Origin of the sequence: Flavobacterium limnosediminis JC2902 (genome assembly GCF_000498535.1) — a bacterium.
Lineage (GTDB): Bacteria > Bacteroidota > Bacteroidia > Flavobacteriales > Flavobacteriaceae > Flavobacterium > Flavobacterium limnosediminis.
On sequence record NZ_AVGG01000005.1, the window covers coordinates 213,527 to 232,942 of the forward strand.

Genomic DNA, 19,416 nt, shown 5'->3' on the forward strand with positions numbered 1-19,416 from the left:
CACTCACAAAAATTGTAACATCATAGACTGATTTGTAACATTTTGTTAAAATTAAATAATCTGCATTTGTATATGAAATTTGTTTATTATTTTTACGAAAAATTTAATTAAAAATGGAATCTAATCAATTACTTTCAGTAGCAGAAGAATTTGGGTGTCCGCTTTATGTGTACGACGCCGCCAAAATTCAATCACAGTACAATCGTTTAACCAATGCTTTTTCCAAGGTGGAAAAACTACGCATCAATTATGCCTGTAAAGCATTGTCTAACCTATCTGTTCTCAAGCTACTGAAGAAGATGGGTTCCGGACTTGATACAGTTTCCATTCAGGAAGTGCAGTTGGGTTTGCATGCCGGTTTTTCCCCGGACATGATAATCTATACGCCCAACGGAGTTTCCCTGGATGAAATCGAAGAAGCAGCCACTTTAGGCGTTCAGATTAATATTGACAACCTTTCTATTTTAGAACAATTCGGAGCAAAACATCCGAACATTCCGGTTTGTATCCGAATCAATCCGCACGTTATGGCGGGTGGAAACTCGAATATTTCCGTTGGACACATCGACAGTAAATTCGGAATTTCAATCCACCAATTACCTCATATTCTGAGAATTGTGGAGAATACGAAAATGCATATCAACGGAATCCACATGCACACGGGTTCTGACATTTTAGATATCGAAGTGTTTTTATACGCCGCAGAAATTTTATTTGATACGGCTAAACATTTTAAAGATTTGGATTTCCTTGATTTCGGAAGCGGATTCAAAGTACCTTACAAAAAAGGCGACATTGAAACCAATGTGGAAGAAATGGGTAAAAAATTAACGAAACGCTTTTTAGCCTTCGAAAAAGAATACGGTCGTGAATTAACTTTAGCTTTCGAACCGGGTAAATTTTTAGTGAGTGAATCCGGTTATTTCTTAGCGAAAGTTAACGTGGTAAAACAAACCACTTCCACTGTTTTTGCAGGAGTTGATTCCGGTTTCAACCACTTAATCCGCCCGATGTTGTACGGTTCGGAACACCATATTGAGAACATTTCACATCCAAAAGGAAAAGAACGTTTTTATTCGGTAGTGGGTTATATCTGTGAGACCGATACGTTTGCAACCAACAGGAGAATCACAGAAATTAAAGAAGGTGATATTTTAAGTTTCCGAAATGCTGGAGCATACTGCTTTACAATGGCGTCCAACTACAATTCACGTTTTAAACCGGCCGAAGTACTTTGGCACGAGGGTAAAGCACATTTAATCCGTCAGCGTGAAACGTTTGATGATATCTTGAGAAATCAGGTGGAAGTTGAATTATAATACTATTCTCCATTAAAACAATAGAGGCTGATCAAATACTGATCAGCTTTTTTTTTGCATTGAAAACCCCTAAAATCTGGTTTTCAATTTATTTGTGACAGAGATTGAAGGTTCCCCTGTAACATTTTTGTATTAAAGTCGTTTTAATCATACAACCTAACCAAAAAACACCATGGCTACATTCAAAAAATTTTCAGGCTTGCTCCTACTTGTTTTACTGTTTTCCGTGCAAGAGGCTATTTCCTGCAGTATGTATAAAATTACTTTGAACGGAAAAACCATCGTTGGTTGTAATGAAGATGCCTGGCGTACCACATCCCGAATCTGGTTTGAAACCCGCAACCATTCATACCAATATGGCGCTGCTTTTTCAGGCTCCCGTTTTGACGGCTCAAATGGTTTTGCACCGCAATCCGGTATGAACGAGCACGGACTTTGTTATTCAAGACTGGCCAGCAACATCAAAAAAAAGGATCATTCCGGTTTTGAAAATCGTTTAAAAATAACCAATCCGACTGCTTATCTTAAAGATATCTTGCACAACTGTAAAACTGTTGACGATGTACAGAAATTCATCAGCCGCTATGATCACAGTTTTTTTCTTGAAGATGTTTTTATTTATGTGGAGTCTTCAGGAAAATACTTGGTGGTAGAACCTTACCTGATGACTGTCGGCTATGATTCAAAGTATGTTTTGTCAAACTTCTGTCCTTCTGAAACCAGTACCGAAAAAGCAATGCAATTAACTCGCTACCGCAACGGCGTTGCGTTCTTAAAAGACAAAATGGATACCTCATTAGCATTTTGCACGGCTTTATCCGATACGATGAGTGTTTGCCGTGAAAAAATTGGGGACGGAACGCTGCTCACTTCTATTTGGAATCCAAAAGACGGAACTGTAAATCTTTACTTTTATCACAATTACCAGAAAAGCGTAGAATTCAATATTAATGAAGAATTGACTAAAGGCAATCACAGTATCGAAATTTCAAAATTATTCCCGAAAAATGAAGAATTCGAAAAACTGGCTACCTATCAAACACCGCAAAACAACGGTAAAATACGATTGTTCTTAATCGGCATTGGACTTATTCCAATTTTAACGTCTTTGTATTTCACCATTCAATATTTCCGAAACAAAAAACAGTATGCAAAATACATACTGTTCTTCCTGCCGTTTGGCCTTGTTTTATTTTATTACATGTTTGTTTTATGCACCGACATCAATATTTTTTATTTTAAGGCACCTTATAAGCATTACAGTTCAGCATTTGTTTCATCAACCTCCTACATTCCTTTTTTACTGTTGCTACTTATAATTCCGATTGGTGGCTTAATCATAAAAACCTATAGAAATAGTGCCTTCAGCAAAACCTCAAAATTTATTCTCACTTTAAATTTTATAGGTTACATCACACTAATCGGATGGTTTATCTATTGGGGTTTTTATAATATCTTCTAAAAGAAGATTACTTATTAAAAACCTCTGTCAGCACTTCCGCTTCTGTTCCGTTCGGGAAAGGGATCCTAAGTTTTTGAGCAATGGTCGGGGCAATTTGGGTAATCACTTTTTTATCGTGTGATTCGCCCTTTTTAATATTCCAGCCGTAAAACAACATCGGAACGTGGGTGTCATAACTGTACGGACTTCCGTGTGTGGTTCCCGTTCCGGAATATTCCACATAAGCCGGTTTAAACAACACTACAAGCTCACCGTTCTGCACCGGGTCATACCCTTTGGCAATAGCTTTCAGAAAATAATCACTTCCGGAAGCGGCAAGAATCTCATCTTCAGTATAAACCCGTTTTACGTACTTCTGCGTGTAAAGATATTCCTTAAAAGTCTCCTTTACTTTTGACAAATCCAACCCTTTTGAGTTTATCAACTCCTTGTTTAGAAATACATTGTAGTTGGAATAATTCAGAAGTAAATTAACGCCGAATGTTTTCGTAGAGAAATCAGTCAATTCCGTTTCGATATTCTTCCACGGAATATTATCCACATCATACTTGTTATCTTTCAGGTATTTCACGTTTTCTGCCCCGGCGTGATCGGCAGTTAAGAACAACAGGTAATTGTCTTTTCCGACCGTCTTATCGAGGTACTTCAAAAATTCAGCTATACTTTCATCCAAACGCAAATACGCGTCCTGCAATTCTATGGAACGTGGTCCGAGTGTGTGTCCGATATAATCCGTCGATGAAAAACTCACGGTAAGAAAGTCTGTAACATTGTCTTTTCCTAAGGCTTCTGCGGCAATGGCCCTTTCAGCGAATTCAACTATCAAATTGTTTCCGAAAGGCGTTGAACGTAAAACACCGGCATCATTATCAGCATACATTTCTTTCAGACTGAATGGAAAAAAAGGCGTTTTCTTAAACAATTTTCCTTCATAGGGATTGTTATCGGTTAAACTTTCATTGTAAGTTTCTTTGGGTTTCAATAAATCCCAACCTTTATCAATATATTTTTGAAAGTTTTTTTCGTTGTTGAATTGCGTCACCCAACCTGGCAATTGTTCGCCGTAAAACGTACTGGAAATAAAGGCTCCTGTCCTACTATACCAAAACGCACCGTTGGCAAAATGTCCGGCAGGTAAAATCGCACCACGGTCTTTCAGACTGATTCCGATTACTTTTCCTTTGAAGTTTGTTGCCAGTTTCAGTTCATCTGTAATTGTGGTCGCCTGAAGGTTTTTCGGAGACATTTTCCCCTCGCTTTCCGCTCCGTCGCCAATAGTTTTCACTGAAGCATCATCTGTACAATACACCTCTTTTCCGGTTGCCTTATTAAACCACTCATTCCCGACAATTCCGTGTATATCAGGTGTTGTACCGGTAAAAACGGAGGCATGTCCCGGCGCGGTGTAAGTTGGCATATAATTGTAATGCATGTTATGGAACGTATAGCCGTCATTCATCAACCGTTTGAATCCGTCATTGGAAAAATCGTCTGAAAACCGATACAGGTATTCCATTTTCATCTGATCAACCACAATTCCGATAACCAATTTTGGTTTTTGTTGTGCAGACACAGTCGAAACTAATCCTAAAACGGCAACCTGAAGTAATCTTTTCATATCTGTTTCTTTTACATAAAAAATCCCGAAAACCGGGACTTTATTTATTTCACATATTTCATGTTATATATCAGGACCCTGCTGTCTTCGTAGATATACAACTGTTTCACGTCGGTTCCTTTCATCGAGCGAATCGCCAACACACATTTATCGCCATCACCATTCACGCACTGGAACGTATCGACACTTCCTTCCTCATTGGTTTTCGGATCATTATACCCTAAAATAGTATATAACTGAACCACTTCAGAATACACTACGATTCGGTCCTTATTGGTATCTAAAGTCACTACTATTTTCGCTTCTTTAAAGTCGGAATACGGACTCCAATTTCCTTTTGAGTTTTTGATACTCATACTAACACCTGATGTTTCAAATCGATACGATTGCGCAGTTGCATTTAATCCGATAAACAAAAGGAATACTAAACTGATATTTTTTAAAAACTTCATATATTTTTCTTTCTGATTTTACAATAATGATGCCACCTGGTTTCTTGCAGATTCAAATTCGGACATCATATCGTCCACAATTTGTTTTACGGGTTTGATATCGTGAATCAATCCGGCAATTTGCCCGATTTCCAATTCACCTTCCACCAGATCACCTTCAAACATACCGCGTTTGGCTCTTGCACGGCCTAATAACGCTTTCAGTTCTTCTGTTGTCGGACATTTTGCGTACAATTCCTGAACATCATTATAGAACTTATTCTTAACCAATCGAACCGGCGCTAATTCTTTCAAAGTTAAATGCGTATCGCCTTCTTTTACATTGATGATTGTCTCCTTGAAATTATCATGAGAAGAACTTTCAAACGAAGCCGCGAAACGACTCCCTACCTGAACACCATCGGCACCCAATACCATAGCAGCCAACATACCTCTTCCGGTAGCAATCCCCCCGGCAGCAATTAACGGAATGCTTACATTTTCTTTGACCATCGGAATTAACGTTAGCGTTGTAGTTTCTTCTCTCCCGTTATGTCCTCCGGCTTCAAAACCTTCCGCTACAACCGCATCCACTCCTGCTTCCTGAGCTTTTAGTGCGAATTTGGAACTACTTACTACGTGAACAACGGTAATACCCCTTTCCTTTAGAAAAGAAGTCCACGTCTTCGGGTTTCCTGCGGAAGTGAATACGATTTTCACGCCTTCTTCCACAATGATATTCATAATGTCTTCGATATTCGGATACAACATGGGTACGTTTACACCGAAAGGCTTGTCCGTTGCTTTCTGACATTTCTGAATATGTTCCCGAAGCACTTCCGGATACATCGACCCGGCTCCCAATAAGCCTAATCCTCCGGCATTACTCACGGCACTGGCTAATTTATAACCGCTGTTCCAAATCATTCCACCCTGAATAATAGGGTACTTAATATTAAAAAGTTGTGTTATTCTGTTCATATTTTTGATGACATTACTTTTTGATTAGCCTGCCGGTTTGCGATTGGTTATCAAAAGTAATTTTATACGTATAAATTCCTGAGTTTAAATCTTCTAAAACAGTCGGTTTATTAATTTCGATTTTCTCATGCAAAACCGATTGTCCCAAGCTGTTATAAATTGTAATTTCAGCATTGGAAATTGTTTCTGTTAAGGCAACACTGATTTGATTTTTTGCCGGATTCGGATAAACAACGAATCCTTTTTTACCGAATTCCGAAGTCGACAGTACAGCATTATTATAGGCTAATTGAAAATCGGGAATACCATAACCATAATTATTATCTGGATTTGTAAAACGATCGGCTGATGCCTTTACCAACTGAACGATTTCGGCATTGGTTTTATTCGGAAAAGCACTCCAAAACGAGGTTACTGCACCGGCTAAAATCGGACCGGCAAACGAAGTTCCGTTATTTATTGAGATTGTTCCTGTTTGTGTTGCTACCGTGGCTCCGACTCCCAAGGCCATCAGATCGGGTTTAATCCTTCCGTCAAATGTGGGTCCGATGGAACTGAAACCGGCTTTTACTTCCGCACTGTTAACCGCACCAACAGTCAAACTCGTAACAGCATCACCTGGCACACCTACATAAGGATCTGCTGTGCTACCCGAATTTCCTGCTGAAGTAATGCAAATCATTCCTTTACTGAAGGCAATGTCTGCAGCTCGCGAGGCAAATGCCGTTTGGCCGTTCAAATCATTATAGGAATAACTGTAAGCCGGATTATCGTATCCGAAATAGCCCAAAGAGGTGTTCACAACATCAACTCCCAGACTATCGGCCATTTCAAGTGCTTCCGTCCAATAACTTTCTTCCACGGGATTTTCGCTGCTTATATCCTCGGTAACAAACAAATAATAGTGTGCGTCCGGAGAAGTTCCCACCAACTGATTATCAGTAAAACCTCCCATATTCGACAACACCTGGGTTCCGTGTTGGAAACCCGTATAAGGGTTATTGGTTCGGTTTACAAAATCGTATCCTCCTAAAATCAGATTATTATCTCTTAAACGCTGAAAAGGAGCTTGTGTATCTACACCGGGAAAACCGGCATCCATTATCGCAACAATTTTTCCTGCTCCGGTTTTGTTTTGCTGGTGTAACCAATGTGTATTCAGCATTTGCGACTGAATTGCGGAAGATCCATAATTATAGATTACCTGAGTATCCAAAAACTTATTAATTCTTTGTGTGTTCTGAACTGTTACCGGATTTACCCGTCCACCGGGATTCAGCGAATGATTGGCATACTTAATACTACTGACAAAAGGTAAAGCGGAAAGCGCCGCGATATTCGCCTGAGTCCCTCTCACATGCAAAGCATTTAGCCATTTTGACTTTGCTTTTACCGTGATTCCGGGTGCAGTTTTTATCTGATTGATATAAGACTGATGTATAGGCGCATCCTGAGTATTCAAGGCAATTCCCTGAGTCGTTCTCCTGTTTAAGGATCGCTGCGTTAACATAGCAAGCGGGTTGTCAATATAAAATTGGGCATTGGGCTTATTCGTAAAATAAATCCACGCATCTTCCTGAGAAAACGACAACAAAGTAAACAAGAATGCAAAAATTAGGAATGCTTTTTTCATAGCCCTCTGCTTTTGGAAAGCGCTAATTTATGAAATTACTCCCGAACCAACTAATTCATCGTCAATATGCCACGAAACGAATTGTCCTTCGGTAATTGCCGATTGCGGTTCGTCGAAAACCACATACATTCCGGTTTCATATTTGTATAATTTTGCTTTCTGAAGCGGCTGACGGTATCGGATTCGGGCCATAACCTCCATAGCTCCACCATCCTTCAATGCCAAATCTTCTCGGATCCAATGAATTTCAGGGGTTTTAACCAACAATGCTTTTTTGAACAGTCCAGGATGATTTCCTCCCTGTCCCGTATAAATACTGTTGGTTTTCACATCGGTGGCGATAATGAATAAAGGTTCTTTGGTTCCCCCTACATTCAGTCCTTTTCGTTGTCCGATGGTAAAATAATGAGCACCCTGGTGTTTACCCACCACTTTTCCAAGTTCGGGTTTGTATTCTATATTTTTAGATTCGTAAGCCAGTTCTTCTTCCAACGAATTGAATTCGGGTTTTGGGATTGAATAAACCGGATTATCAGCATTCACTTCGTAAATCAAACCTTCTTTAGGCTGTAATTGTTGCTGTAAAAACTCAGGCAAACGTACTTTCCCGATGAAACACAACCCTTGCGAATCTTTCTTTTCTGCCGTTACCAGATCCATCTGAGCCGCTATTTCACGAACCTGAGGTTTAGTCAGCTCGCCAATCGGGAATAACGCCTTCGATAATTGTTCCTGCGATAATTGGCAAAGAAAATACGATTGGTCTTTATTACCGTCAACACCTGCTAACAACTGATAGATTTCTTTTCCGTCTTTTTCAAGCGTTCCTTTTCGGCAATAATGTCCGGTTGCCACATAATCGGCACCAAGGCTCAGCGCTATTTTCATAAAAACATCAAACTTAATTTCCCGGTTGCACAAGACATCGGGATTTGGAGTTCTACCGTTTTCGTATTCGCTGAACATATAATCAACGATTTTCTCTTTGTATTGTTCGCTCAGATCGACCGTCTGAAACGGAATTCCTAACTTTTCTGCCACCAACAACGCATCGTTACTATCTTCTAACCAAGGACATTCGTTTGAAATTGTTACGGAATCATCGTGCCAGTTCTTCATGAAAAGGCCAATAACTTCGTATCCCTGTTCTTTTAAAAGATAAGCAGCAACACTCGAATCCACACCACCGGAAAGTCCAACAACTACACGTTTCATTCTCTTCTTCTTTTGTTTAATTTATTTTCCTTGGTAATCTTCTACGGGCTTGGTTCTTTTTTCGAATTTCTTACCCTGTAAATCCATGTTAACGGTTTTCAGTTTCCCATTTTCAAGAACCTTCCACTTCCCCACTTTCTTACCATTTTTGAACATTCCCTGTCCGCTGATTTGTTTTTCGGAAATTCTAAACGTAGCCATCCCGTCGTATTGGTCGTTTTTATAATTCGACTCCTCCAGAACAACTCCGTTATCAGCATATTTTTTATACTTCCCTTCTTTCTTCCCATTTACATAGGTAGTTTCTTCCGCAATCTTATCATTAGGGAAATACACTTTTCGAACACCGTTCAATTTACCATCGACATAATTTTCAAGTGTCATGATTTTTTTGGAATCCAAATGGTAATACTTCCATTCGCCTACATAAGTGTCTTTACCCACTACTTTACCTTCACTGACTTTAAACCCCTTCTGATTGTAAAAAGTCGTATAATGCGAACCGTCATTAGCCGAAAAATCGCGGGTAGCAATTACCACTAATTTTACGGTATTATCGAAATACTTGAAAACGCCGGTTTCTTTTCCGTGCTCAAAAGTACCTTCATAACGCGGATTTTTGGTATCCTCATAAACTCCTTTCCATAAGCCGTGACGCTTTCCGCTTTCATCAAATTTATTGATATTCTGACCATAAATAACTGAACACCATAATGTTAACAAAAGTATAAAACTTATGTTTTGTTTAATCTTTTTCATTTTTTGTTAAACAATTTAAATTAGTATTTCTTAACTTAGCTGTACTAAAAACTCACAACTATGAAAAATATTTCAAAAGTAATCAAATTAAGCTTGCTGGCAATAGTTGCGAGCATCAGCTTTAGCTGTTCTGATGATGACGATATGTCAAATCCGGCACCAGTAAACAATTCAATTACCGGTATTGCTTCCAGAACCGCTGATCTGTCAATTTTGGTTGATGCGCTTACCCGCGCGAATTTAACACAAACATTGGACCAAAGTGGCGCTTACACCGTATTTGCCCCTACAAATGCCGCTTTCACAACTTTTTTAAGAGATAATGGCTATGCTTCATTAGAGGAAGTTCCGGTTACTGCTTTAAAAGAAATCCTTTTAAATCACGTTGTATCGGGAACTTTAAATTCATCATCATTATCAACCGGCTATCTTAAAACACTGGGTAAAGGAAGCGCTTCTGCATCCAACACACTCAGCTTGTTCGTGAACACTTCCAGTGGTGTCAGATTAAACGGTATTTCAAATGTCACTACCCCAAACATAACCGCTTCAAATGGTGTCATTCACATTGTTGATGCTGTCATCGGACTGCCAACCATTGTAACCCATGCGTTGGCAAACCCTAACTTCACCACCTTGGTTAGTGCCCTTACAAGAGCAGACCAACCTGATTTTGCCGGCATTCTTTCCGGAAACGCAAATTCACCTTTCACTGTTTTTGCCCCTACAAATGACGCATTTGGAAGCCTGTTAACCGAATTGGGAGCCACCAGCCTGAATGATATCAGCCAAAGTACATTGGAAAACACGCTTAAATACCACGTAGTTGCCGGTGCAAATGTACTGTCATCCACCCTGACAAACAACCAGATGGTAACCACTTTCCAAGGACAGAGTTTTACCATCACCACAATGGACGGAGCAAAAATCACAGATGCCAACAACCGAGTGAGCACTATAATTGCAGTGGATGTCCAGGCCTCAAACGGAGTAATACACGTTCTTGACAAAGTGATACTACCGGCTTTTTAACTAAATTTCTCAAAGAACAAATTAAATCTGTAAAGCACCTCACAAGGGTGCTTTGCTTTTACACCCCTAACTCAAGTGCCCTTTCATTGGCGGCCATAACCGCTTTTGCAATAATATCTTCAGTTGACAGGGCATCAAAAACTTCCAAAGCCCGTTCTGTAGTGCCTCCTTTGGAAGCCACTTTGGCAATCCACTCCTCATTTGAAAAAGAATTGGCATTCTTCAGATTTATGGAGCCGATGAAAGTTTGATTCACCAGCAATTCCGCTTCTGAAGCAGAAAAACCCAATTGCTCCGCAGCCTTAATCATCGATTTCATAAAATAAAACACATAGGCCGGTCCGCTTCCCGAAACTGCCGTTGCCGCGTCTATAAGTTTTTCATTATCCACATAAATTGATTTTCCGGTTGTGTTCAACAGGTTTTGAATGATGAACAAATCCTTTCGGTCGATATCCGGTGAGGCTGAAAAAACGGTCATCCCCATTCCGATTTGCGAAACAATATTCGGCATGGAGCGAACCACTTTTAACGAATTGGTCATTTTCTGAATGGTTCTGATTGTCACCCCGGCCATAATGGAAAGCACAATCTGCCCATCGGTTAGTTTTGATTTCAATTTTTCAGAAACAGCTTCAAAATCCTGAGGCTTCACAGCTAAAATGACGATATCCGTTTCAGAAAAGGAATCGTTAACTTCCGAAATAAAATTAGCAGCCGGTATGCCCAACATTTCTTTTTCCGTTGGTGTGAATCGGTCCACCACAATAATATCTTCGGCTTTGATAAACCTTGAATTAATAAAACTTCCGGCATAGGTTTTCCCCATGTTTCCGTAACCGATAATTGCTATTTTCATAATTCTGACAAATAAAAAAAGCCCTGCTTTTATGAGTGTTAACTTTCTAAAAACAGGGCTTTGACTTATAAATAAATGAAATTATTTTTTGGCTTTCTTCTGTGCTTCAGCCTGCTCCATCATTTCCTGCATTTTCTTTTGGAACTTGCTTTGGGGTTTATCCTTTGTCTTATTCTCCTGAATCTGAGCGTGAATTTTCTTCTCGTCCACAATGTAGTTTTTAATCACTAACATGATTCCGATAGTAATGGTATTGGAAATGAAGTAATACAAACTCAATCCGGATGCATAGTTATTAAAGAAGAACAACATCATGATCGGGGACACATAAATCATTATTTTCATGATTTTACCCATATCCGGCATACCTTCCTGTTGTGGAGCCGACATTTGTTGATCTCCCGTTGTCATTTTCATGTAGAAGAAAATAGCTACTGAAGCTAAAATCGGGAACAAGCTCACGTGACTTCCGTAGAACGGAATATGGAACGGCAATTCCAAAATAGAATCGTAAGACGATAAATCATCTGCCCAAAGGAAACTCTTCTGACGTAAATCAAACATTGACGGGAAGAATTGGAACAAGGCATAGAACACCGGAATCTGCATGACAGCCGGCAAACAACCTGCCATCGGATTCACACCTGCTTTACCATACAATTTCATGGTTTCCTGTTGTTTCTTCATCGGGTCTTTAGCAAACTTTTCATTCAGTTCCGCTATTTCAGGACGCAATACTTTCATTTTGGCCTGAGACAGGTATGACTTATACGTTACCGGAGACATTACCAAACGCACTAACATGGTGAATACAATAATTGCAATTCCGTGAGGGAAGAAATCACTTAGTACATCATAAGCCGGAATGAAAACATAACGGTTAATCCATCCGAAGATTCCCCAACCCAACGGCATCACTTCGTCAAGATTCTTTTCGTAACCGTTTAGAATTTTATAATCGGCCGGACCGTAGTACCAGTTCATAGCATAATTCAACTCTCCGTTTTTGAATGCCAACGGTAATTTTGCCGAGAAATTTTTAGTGTAAACCGTATCCTTTTCTTCATCATCAACAAGGTTTTCCGATTTTAATTGCGCTGCTTTAATTGGCGTTTCCGTCAATAAAATGGAAGTGAACAAATCCTGTTTGAACGCCACATACGTTAAATCCTCAGCAGTAGTTTCATCTAATTTGCTGGCAGCACTTAAATAATTATCTTTTCCGCCTTCGTATTCATAAACGATTTCTGTATATCGGTTTTCATACGTTACACTTTTCTCGTTACGAAACGCTTTCAACTGCCAGTCTAAATCAAGCGGTTTTGAAGTATTGATCACATTGCTTAAGCCTTGTGTTCGAATGGAAAAATCCATCATGTATTCCTTTGGCTTCAACACATAACGATACTCTAAAAACTGGTTAGCACCCGCTTTTAAACGCATGGTTACCACCTGATTCTCACCTTCTTTTGTAAGAGTAGGTTCGAAATATAAATCTTTTGTATTTAAAACACGATTGTCTTTCGTTTGAAGTTGAATGTTCAGATTAGCATTATTGTTTTTGATAATCTCAACCGGTTTATTGGAACCTTTTTCAAACTGTTCAAAACCATTCACCTTAGCATCCACGATATAACCACCTTTATTGGCGATTTTCAAAGTCAATACTTCGTTTTTAATTTCGGTAACATTTTCAGTCGCAGATGGCAATGAAGCCGAATAAGCGAAAGCACCTAAAGTTCCCTGTAATGCTTTTACTTTAAGCGAATCGGTTTGTGTCGAATCACTGATTACGGCAGCTACAGTTTGCTCTTTTGCTTTTTCCACTTTTTCAGTGGTTGCTTTTTTAGCATCTTCTGCGATCGATTTTTTTTCTTCGGAGATGTTGTTGTACATCATCCAAATCATTATCCCGGCAATTAATACAAATCCTAAGATGGTTTTAGCATCTAATTTTCTTTCTTCCATTTTAAATTTAGCTTTAAGCGTTAGGCTTTAAGCAATAAGCGATTCGTTAGTCTATAATTCTCACAATTTGTTACTGAAAACTTTCAAACAAAGGCTTGATTCTTTGTTTTTAGCAACAAACTTTATTTTTAACCGCAGCAGCCACAAAGCTGACAAACAACGGATGCGGATTGGCTACCGTACTTTTATATTCCGGATGGTATTGTACTCCGATGAAAAACGGATGGTTTTCCAACTCAACAATTTCCACTAAACCGGTATCCGGATTGACACCAGTTGCTTTAAGACCTGCATTTTCAAGTGCTTCCAAATATTCACCATTGAATTCATAACGGTGACGGTGACGCTCTAAAATATCGGTTTTACCATAAATTTCAAACGCCAGTGAATCCGCTTTTAAATGACATTTCCAGGCACCTAAACGCATGGTTCCGCCTTTATCGGTGATATTTTTCTGTTCTTCCATGATGCTGATTACAGGATGAGCTGTACTTTCGTTCATCTCTGTTGAATTCGCATCGGCGTACCCTAAAACATTTCTTGAATATTCAATTACCGCCATTTGCATTCCCAAACAGATTCCGAAAAACGGAATTTTATTTTCTCTTGCATAACGAACGGTTTCGATTTTACCTTCGATTCCGCGACCTCCAAATCCCGGAGCAACCAATATACCGTCTAATCCTTTCAGTTGACTTTCTGCCGATTTAGCATCTAAATATTCCGAATGAATACTGATTACGTTCACTTTGGTTTCATTCGCTGCACCTGCGTGGATGAATGCTTCCAAAATGGATTTGTATGAATCCTGTAATTCCACATATTTCCCAACCAAACCGATATTAACTTCGTGTTTCGGGTTTTTCAGTTTGTGCAAGAACTCATTCCATTGCGATAAATCCGGTGTATTTTTTTCCGGTAAATCCAATTTCTTCAAAGCTACTTTATCCAACCCTTCTTCCAACATTAAATTCGGAACATCATAAATCGTCGATGCATCGATGGACTGGATTACCGCTTCTTTTTTCACATTACAGAACAATGCTAATTTCTGACGCAAATCCTGCGACAATTCATGTTCTGTACGGCAAACCAGGATATCAGCTTTGATTCCGCTTTCCATCAGGGTTTTTACCGAGTGTTGTGTCGGTTTTGTTTTTAATTCACCGGCTGCAGCCAAATAAGGCACCAAGGTTAAGTGAATTACGATTCCGTTGTTTTCGCCCAATTCCCAAACCAATTGACGCACGGATTCGATATAAGGAAGTGATTCGATATCACCTACTGTTCCACCAATTTCTGTAATCACAATATCATAATCACCTGATCTTCCAAGCAACTGCATACGCTCCTTGATTTCGTTGGTGATGTGAGGAACAACCTGAACTGTTTTCCCTAAAAACTCGCCGCGACGTTCTTTTTCAATTACCGAAAGATACACTCTTCCTGTAGTTACGTTATTCGCCTGCGATGTCGGAACATTCAAAAATCGTTCGTAGTGACCTAAATCCAAATCGGTTTCGGCACCATCATCTGTTACATAACACTCTCCGTGTTCATATGGGTTCAACGTTCCCGGATCCACATTAATATACGGATCGAATTTCTGAATGGTTGTTCTGTACCCTCTTGCCTGCAATAATTTCGCTAAAGAAGCTGCAATAATTCCTTTTCCTAAAGAAGAAGTCACACCTCCGGTAACAAAAATATACTTCGTTTGATTCATTGTGTTGTGTTTATTGTGTGTTGTTGTGTTGTAGTTGTTTAAAAAACTTGGCAAAAATACGATTATAAATTGATAATTAGCAATTGACAATTGACAATTATTCGTTAAAGAATTAAGGCTTTGGGAAGTTTCTGCGGATGTTTCTCACGAGTTCTTCGAGTCCATTGAGCTTGAGTTCATAAACCAATTGCAATTGTTCGCCCAGTTGTCCTTTCGGAAAGCCTTTATTATGATACCAAACCACATAATATTCGGGCAGGTCAATAAGAAAATACCCTTCGTATTTTCCGAAGGGCATTTTAGTATGTGCGAGTTTTATTAAAAGTTCCTGTTGTTTGTTCATTTTTAAAAAAGAGTAAAGAAAATAGAACCAAGAGTCAAGACAAAAAGATATCTTAATCCTTTTCACTTTCCCCTCTTGTTTCTATTTTCTTGTTTCTATTCTCTTGCTTACTTCCAGTTAAAAACAACTTCCTTTTTGATATCCGGATGCAAACTGTACAAAACCGGACAGGTCATGGCTGTTTTTTCTAAAATGGTTCTGGTTTTCTCATCTACGGAAATCGACATTTCAAATGTTACATGAATTTCTGTGATTCTTCTCGGCTCCGTACCCATCATTTTGGTTACTTCAGCAGTCGAACCGGAAAAATCTACTTCCAAATCGCGAGCTTTAATTCCCATTACGGTAAGCATGCAGGTTGCCAATGCATTTGCTACAGAATCCGTTGGAGAAAAAGCCTCTCCTTTACCATGATTATCCGTTGGTGCATCGGTAATAATAGTATTTCCCGATTGTAAATGTACGGACGATGTTCTCAAATCGCCCAAATAAGTCACTTTTGAAGTTGCCATTATTTTGCTTCTTTTAACGTTAAATCTTCGTCGTAATACAACAGATAAACCCCTTTATTGTAGTAACCGCCGTCAAGGTTAACGTAGTTAAATTTACTTTCAATCTGCTCAGATGCTTTCTCGTTTACCGATTCCTTATAACCGCCGTCCTGGAACAATCTCAGAATTACGTCAAACGTCACATCAAATCCGCGTGTCGCGAAACGGTTCGGGAAAATATTATTTTTCTTTTTGAAAACTTTTGCAAAAATAGCAGCCTGCGGCGCTTCATTATCTCTGGAAACCGACGGATACAATAATTTCAATTTCGTTAATTTATTTAGCGGAATTTCCTCAAAATCAAGTGTTTCATTTTTCTCCAAAGTCACCAACTGTACCTGATATTCTGAAGATGCACTCACAAGGATATTACATGTACTCAACACCATTCCCGTTTTTTCCGATTCCAGAATAACAAAATTGACCTTATCTTTAACCATCAGGCTCTTAATATTATCCAATGTCGGAAGACCTTTCTCATTGATTTCCGCAATTTTAACGGAAGGATAATTTTCCGCAATATACTGCTTCGCACTTCCTTTTTTAGGATCTATGACCGCAATAATATTACCGTTTTTCTCCGTCATATAATCAAACATCTTGCGTTTCACATCCAATGTATTCGGCATGGCCTGAAACAAATTAGAATACGGTTTTCCTCTTTCGTTTGACAATGGTGAAATAACCGGAGTATTGTATTTTTCAAGCAAAGCAGCAGTTGTTTCCACATGATTTTGGAAGAACGGACCAATAACGGCGTCGCTTTTAGAAAAATCATTTTTACTGATTAACGAAGCCACAGCCGAGGAATTTTTAGACTCTTCAGAATCGAAAATCTTAACCGTCAAAGGCAATCCCAACGTTTTAGCCGAATCGATAGCAATTAAGGCTCCGGCATAAAAATCAAGCGTCATGTTCAGGAATTTGTCTTTTTTAAGTCTTTCCGTAACCGAATTCAGGGAATCCGATTCGATCTTATCGATATGGAACGGCAACATCAGCACCAATTCCTTACCCTCTTGTTTATTGATCGTTTTAGTAATATCTACCTGTTCTTTATTCAGTACAATCTGATTGAATTTCGCATCCGAAGGCACCTTAATCGTCATTCCTGTTTTAACACCATTCGCCAATTCCGGATTAGCAGCCAACAACTGTTCCTGACTTAAACCGGATGCTTTTGTTAAACTGTACAATGTTTCTTTTGGTTGCACTGTGTGATCCGTGTATTGTACCACTTGTTTCGTTTGCACCGGCACTGATTTCGCAGCCACAGGCGTATTTTTATTCAGACGCAGTTTTTGCCCGATTTCGAGATTTTCTTTGATTTCAGGATTCAAAGTTTCCAGTTCTTCAACAGACAAACCGTTTTTCTTAGCGATTCCGAATTTCGTTTCCTTTGATTCAACCGTATGATATTTTGCAGAGGAAATCGCTGTCGGTTTCACAATCGACTTAACCGTTTCCTGTTTATCGATTTTTTTTGTTGTAAAAACCACAATCGACTGCCCTAATTTCAACCCTTCTTTTTCAATACCCGGATTGTTTTTAGTGATCGATTCCGCTGTGGTATCGTATTTTTTTGCTATACTGAAAACCGTTTCTTTGGCTTCCACCACATGATATACACGGGTTTCCTTACCGGTTGGTTTCGGAGTTTCTTTTACCGCAGTTTTTACAGGCTGACCCACTTTCGTCGGAATTAAAAGCACCGAATTTTCATTGACGCCATTTTTAGCTTCAGGATTTAAACGATAGATATCTTCCGGAGACACATTGTATTTTTTGGCTATCGAGTACGTAGTTTCTCCTTTCGTAACCTTATGTTCTTTCGTCTGTGAATAAGCAGAAACAGTAGCTACTAAAGCGGTACACAATCCAATAAAAAATTGCTTCATATGGTATTTTTTAAAACGAACAAGTCGTCACAAAGTTATAGATTGTAACGACTTATTCATAATTTTCTTAATTATTATTATTCCCACTCAATTGTGGCTGGTGGTTTCGAGCTGATGTCATATACCACTCTGTTCACACCTTTTACCTTATTAATGATTTCGTTTGAAATTTTCATTAAGAAGTCGTACGGTAAGTGTACCCAGTCCGCTGTCATTCCGTCTGTAGATTCCACAGCGCGTAATGCTACTACTTTTTCATAAGTACGCTCATCACCCATAACCCCAACACTGTTTACCGGCAACAAGATTGCTCCTGCCTGCCAAACGCTGTCGTATAATCCGTGTTCTTTCAATCCGTTGATGAAAACAGCATCTACTTCCTGAAGAATTCTTACTTTCTCCGGAGTAATATCACCTAAAATACGGATAGATAAACCTGGTCCCGGGAACGGATGTCTTCCTAATAATTCCGGATCAATCCCTAAACTGGCACCCACTCTACGCACTTCGTCTTTAAACAACATACGCAAAGGTTCTGCAATTTTCAGTTTCATGAAATCCGGTAAACCACCCACATTGTGGTGTGATTTGATCGTTGCTGAAGGTCCTTTTACCGAAACCGATTCGATTACGTCCGGATAAATAGTTCCTTGTGCCAACCATTTTACATCTTCGATATGGTGTGCCTCGTCATCAAAAACTTCAATAAACACGCGGCCGATGATCTTTCTTTTAGTTTCCGGATCATCCACTCCGGCTAATTCAGACAAAAATCGTTCTGAAGCATCTACTCCTTTAACGTTTAAGCCCATTCCTTTATATTGGTTCAATACGTTTTCGAATTCATTTTTACGTAACAAACCGTTATTCACGAAAATACAATATAAATTCGCACCGATTGCTCTGTTCAATAAAACAGCCGCTACCGTCGAATCCACTCCACCTGAAAGTCCAAGAACCACTTTATCGTCCTGGATTTTTTCTTTCATTTCAGCTACAATATCTTCCACGAAAGCACCCGGGGTAAAGTTTTGAGGCACTTCTGCAATTTTTACAAGGAAATTTTCAAGCATTTGCTTTCCATCCGTAGAGTGGAATACTTCCGGATGGTATTGAATTGCATAGGTAGTTTCACCTTCGATTTTATAAGCAGCATATTCTACATCATTGGTACTCGCTAACTTAACTCCGTTGGTTGGCAATGCTTTGATACTATCACTGTGGCTCATCCAAACCTGACTGTTTTGAACAACACCATCAAAGAAAACTTCATCCTCCTTAATATAGGATAAATTAGCTCTACCATATTCTCTGGTATTAGAAGCTGCTACTTCACCTCCGCTGAAATGTGCCAGATATTGTGCTCCGTAACAAACCGCAAGCAAAGGCATTTTACCTCTAATTTGGGACAAATCAGGATGTGGCGCATCTTCTCCGCGAACGGAAAAAGGGCTTCCTCCTAAAATTACCGCTTTATAACTTGACAAATCATCCGGGAAATGATTATAAGGGAAGATTTCGCAGAATATATTTAATTCGCGAACTCTACGCGCAATAAGCTGAGTGTATTGCGATCCGAAATCTAAAATAAGTACGTTGTGTTGCATGTGCAAAAATAGTC

General features: G+C 39.2%; 16 protein-coding genes. 3 read left to right on the top strand and 13 right to left on the bottom strand.

Features of this window, described 5'->3' with window-relative positions:
- Nucleotides 1–113 precede the first annotated feature (113 nt).
- On the top strand, nt 114–1,319 hold the full coding sequence (lysA, locus tag FLJC2902T_RS06815; RefSeq protein WP_023579059.1) for a diaminopimelate decarboxylase: 1,206 nt from the start codon (nt 114–116) through the stop codon (nt 1,317–1,319).
- A 172-nt stretch (nt 1,320–1,491) separates the two neighbouring features.
- Entirely contained in the window at nt 1,492–2,781 is a 1,290-nt protein-coding gene (locus FLJC2902T_RS06820) for a C45 family peptidase (RefSeq protein WP_023579060.1), read from the top strand.
- A 7-nt stretch (nt 2,782–2,788) separates the two neighbouring features.
- Here FLJC2902T_RS06820 and pafA read toward each other — a convergent pair whose 3' ends face one another.
- Genes pafA through FLJC2902T_RS06850 form a run of 6 tightly spaced genes read right to left on the bottom strand, consistent with a single transcriptional unit; the run spans nt 2,789 to nt 9,418 of the window.
- Entirely contained in the window at nt 2,789–4,399 is a 1,611-nt protein-coding gene (gene pafA, locus FLJC2902T_RS06825; protein ID WP_023579061.1) for an alkaline phosphatase PafA, read from the bottom strand.
- A gap of 44 nt (nt 4,400–4,443) precedes the next feature.
- Nucleotides 4,444–4,851: a hypothetical protein gene (locus FLJC2902T_RS06830; RefSeq protein ID WP_023579062.1), complete on the bottom strand. Its 408-nt coding sequence runs from the start codon at nt 4,849–4,851 to the stop codon at nt 4,444–4,446.
- A gap of 18 nt (nt 4,852–4,869) precedes the next feature.
- Entirely contained in the window at nt 4,870–5,811 is a 942-nt protein-coding gene (locus tag FLJC2902T_RS06835) for an NAD(P)H-dependent flavin oxidoreductase (RefSeq protein ID WP_023579063.1), read from the bottom strand.
- A 13-nt stretch (nt 5,812–5,824) separates the two neighbouring features.
- The gene (locus FLJC2902T_RS06840; protein WP_023579064.1) at nt 5,825–7,444 is read right to left on the bottom strand and encodes a S8 family serine peptidase; all 1,620 of its coding nucleotides are present in this window, start codon (nt 7,442–7,444) and stop codon (nt 5,825–5,827) included.
- A gap of 27 nt (nt 7,445–7,471) precedes the next feature.
- Complete coding sequence (gene mnmA / locus FLJC2902T_RS06845; RefSeq protein ID WP_023579065.1) at nt 7,472–8,659, bottom strand: tRNA 2-thiouridine(34) synthase MnmA; 1,188 nt, start codon at nt 8,657–8,659, stop codon at nt 7,472–7,474.
- 21 nt (nt 8,660–8,680) lie between these two features.
- Nucleotides 8,681–9,418 (bottom strand): toxin-antitoxin system YwqK family antitoxin, encoded by a 738-nt coding sequence (locus FLJC2902T_RS06850; RefSeq protein WP_023579066.1) that lies wholly within the window; start codon nt 9,416–9,418, stop codon nt 8,681–8,683.
- 60 nt (nt 9,419–9,478) lie between these two features.
- Here FLJC2902T_RS06850 and FLJC2902T_RS06855 point away from each other — a divergent pair, with 60 nt between their 5' ends.
- Nucleotides 9,479–10,450 carry a fasciclin domain-containing protein gene (locus FLJC2902T_RS06855; protein ID WP_023579067.1) on the top strand — a complete coding sequence of 324 codons (972 nt, stop codon included), beginning with the start codon at nt 9,479–9,481 and terminating at the stop codon, nt 10,448–10,450.
- Nucleotides 10,451–10,508: 58 nt separating this feature from the next.
- Here the strand turns inward: FLJC2902T_RS06855 and proC are convergent, their stop codons facing one another.
- From proC to guaA, 7 genes are all read right to left on the bottom strand, one after another.
- Nucleotides 10,509–11,309: a pyrroline-5-carboxylate reductase gene (gene proC, locus FLJC2902T_RS06860; RefSeq protein WP_023579068.1), complete on the bottom strand. Its 801-nt coding sequence runs from the start codon at nt 11,307–11,309 to the stop codon at nt 10,509–10,511.
- An 81-nt stretch (nt 11,310–11,390) separates the two neighbouring features.
- Nucleotides 11,391–13,277 (bottom strand): membrane protein insertase YidC, encoded by a 1,887-nt coding sequence (gene yidC, locus FLJC2902T_RS06865; RefSeq protein WP_023579069.1) that lies wholly within the window; start codon nt 13,275–13,277, stop codon nt 11,391–11,393.
- Between the two features lie 109 nt (nt 13,278–13,386).
- A complete protein-coding gene (locus FLJC2902T_RS06870) occupies nt 13,387–15,003 on the bottom strand; it encodes a CTP synthase (RefSeq protein WP_023579070.1) in 1,617 nt (538 codons plus the stop codon).
- 112 nt (nt 15,004–15,115) lie between these two features.
- Nucleotides 15,116–15,346 (bottom strand): DUF3820 family protein, encoded by a 231-nt coding sequence (locus FLJC2902T_RS06875; protein WP_023579071.1) that lies wholly within the window; start codon nt 15,344–15,346, stop codon nt 15,116–15,118.
- A gap of 107 nt (nt 15,347–15,453) precedes the next feature.
- Entirely contained in the window at nt 15,454–15,858 is a 405-nt protein-coding gene (locus FLJC2902T_RS06880; protein WP_035677655.1) for an OsmC family protein, read from the bottom strand.
- Complete coding sequence (locus tag FLJC2902T_RS06885; protein ID WP_023579073.1) at nt 15,858–17,795, bottom strand: amino acid ABC transporter substrate-binding protein; 1,938 nt, start codon at nt 17,793–17,795, stop codon at nt 15,858–15,860. Before FLJC2902T_RS06885 ends, FLJC2902T_RS06880 begins: the two co-directional genes overlap by 1 nt.
- Before the next feature lie 77 nt (nt 17,796–17,872).
- Nucleotides 17,873–19,402 carry a glutamine-hydrolyzing GMP synthase gene (gene guaA, locus FLJC2902T_RS06890; RefSeq protein WP_035677657.1) on the bottom strand — a complete coding sequence of 510 codons (1,530 nt, stop codon included), beginning with the start codon at nt 19,400–19,402 and terminating at the stop codon, nt 17,873–17,875.
- Nucleotides 19,403–19,416 lie beyond the last annotated feature (14 nt).

Coding starts and splice junctions, on each gene's coding strand:
- lysA (WP_023579059.1), top strand. CDS start 114: ATGGAATCTAATCAATTACTTTCAGTAGCAGAAGAATTTGGGTGTCCG.
- FLJC2902T_RS06820 (WP_023579060.1), top strand. CDS start 1,492: ATGGCTACATTCAAAAAATTTTCAGGCTTGCTCCTACTTGTTTTACTG.
- pafA (WP_023579061.1), bottom strand. CDS start 4,399: ATGAAAAGATTACTTCAGGTTGCCGTTTTAGGATTAGTTTCGACTGTG.
- FLJC2902T_RS06830 (WP_023579062.1), bottom strand. CDS start 4,851: ATGAAGTTTTTAAAAAATATCAGTTTAGTATTCCTTTTGTTTATCGGA.
- FLJC2902T_RS06835 (WP_023579063.1), bottom strand. CDS start 5,811: ATGAACAGAATAACACAACTTTTTAATATTAAGTACCCTATTATTCAG.
- FLJC2902T_RS06840 (WP_023579064.1), bottom strand. CDS start 7,444: ATGAAAAAAGCATTCCTAATTTTTGCATTCTTGTTTACTTTGTTGTCG.
- mnmA (WP_023579065.1), bottom strand. CDS start 8,659: ATGAAACGTGTAGTTGTTGGACTTTCCGGTGGTGTGGATTCGAGTGTT.
- FLJC2902T_RS06850 (WP_023579066.1), bottom strand. CDS start 9,418: ATGAAAAAGATTAAACAAAACATAAGTTTTATACTTTTGTTAACATTA.
- FLJC2902T_RS06855 (WP_023579067.1), top strand. CDS start 9,479: ATGAAAAATATTTCAAAAGTAATCAAATTAAGCTTGCTGGCAATAGTT.
- proC (WP_023579068.1), bottom strand. CDS start 11,309: ATGAAAATAGCAATTATCGGTTACGGAAACATGGGGAAAACCTATGCC.
- yidC (WP_023579069.1), bottom strand. CDS start 13,277: ATGGAAGAAAGAAAATTAGATGCTAAAACCATCTTAGGATTTGTATTA.
- FLJC2902T_RS06870 (WP_023579070.1), bottom strand. CDS start 15,003: ATGAATCAAACGAAGTATATTTTTGTTACCGGAGGTGTGACTTCTTCT.
- FLJC2902T_RS06875 (WP_023579071.1), bottom strand. CDS start 15,346: ATGAACAAACAACAGGAACTTTTAATAAAACTCGCACATACTAAAATG.
- FLJC2902T_RS06880 (WP_035677655.1), bottom strand. CDS start 15,858: ATGGCAACTTCAAAAGTGACTTATTTGGGCGATTTGAGAACATCGTCC.
- FLJC2902T_RS06885 (WP_023579073.1), bottom strand. CDS start 17,795: ATGAAGCAATTTTTTATTGGATTGTGTACCGCTTTAGTAGCTACTGTT.
- guaA (WP_035677657.1), bottom strand. CDS start 19,402: ATGCAACACAACGTACTTATTTTAGATTTCGGATCGCAATACACTCAG.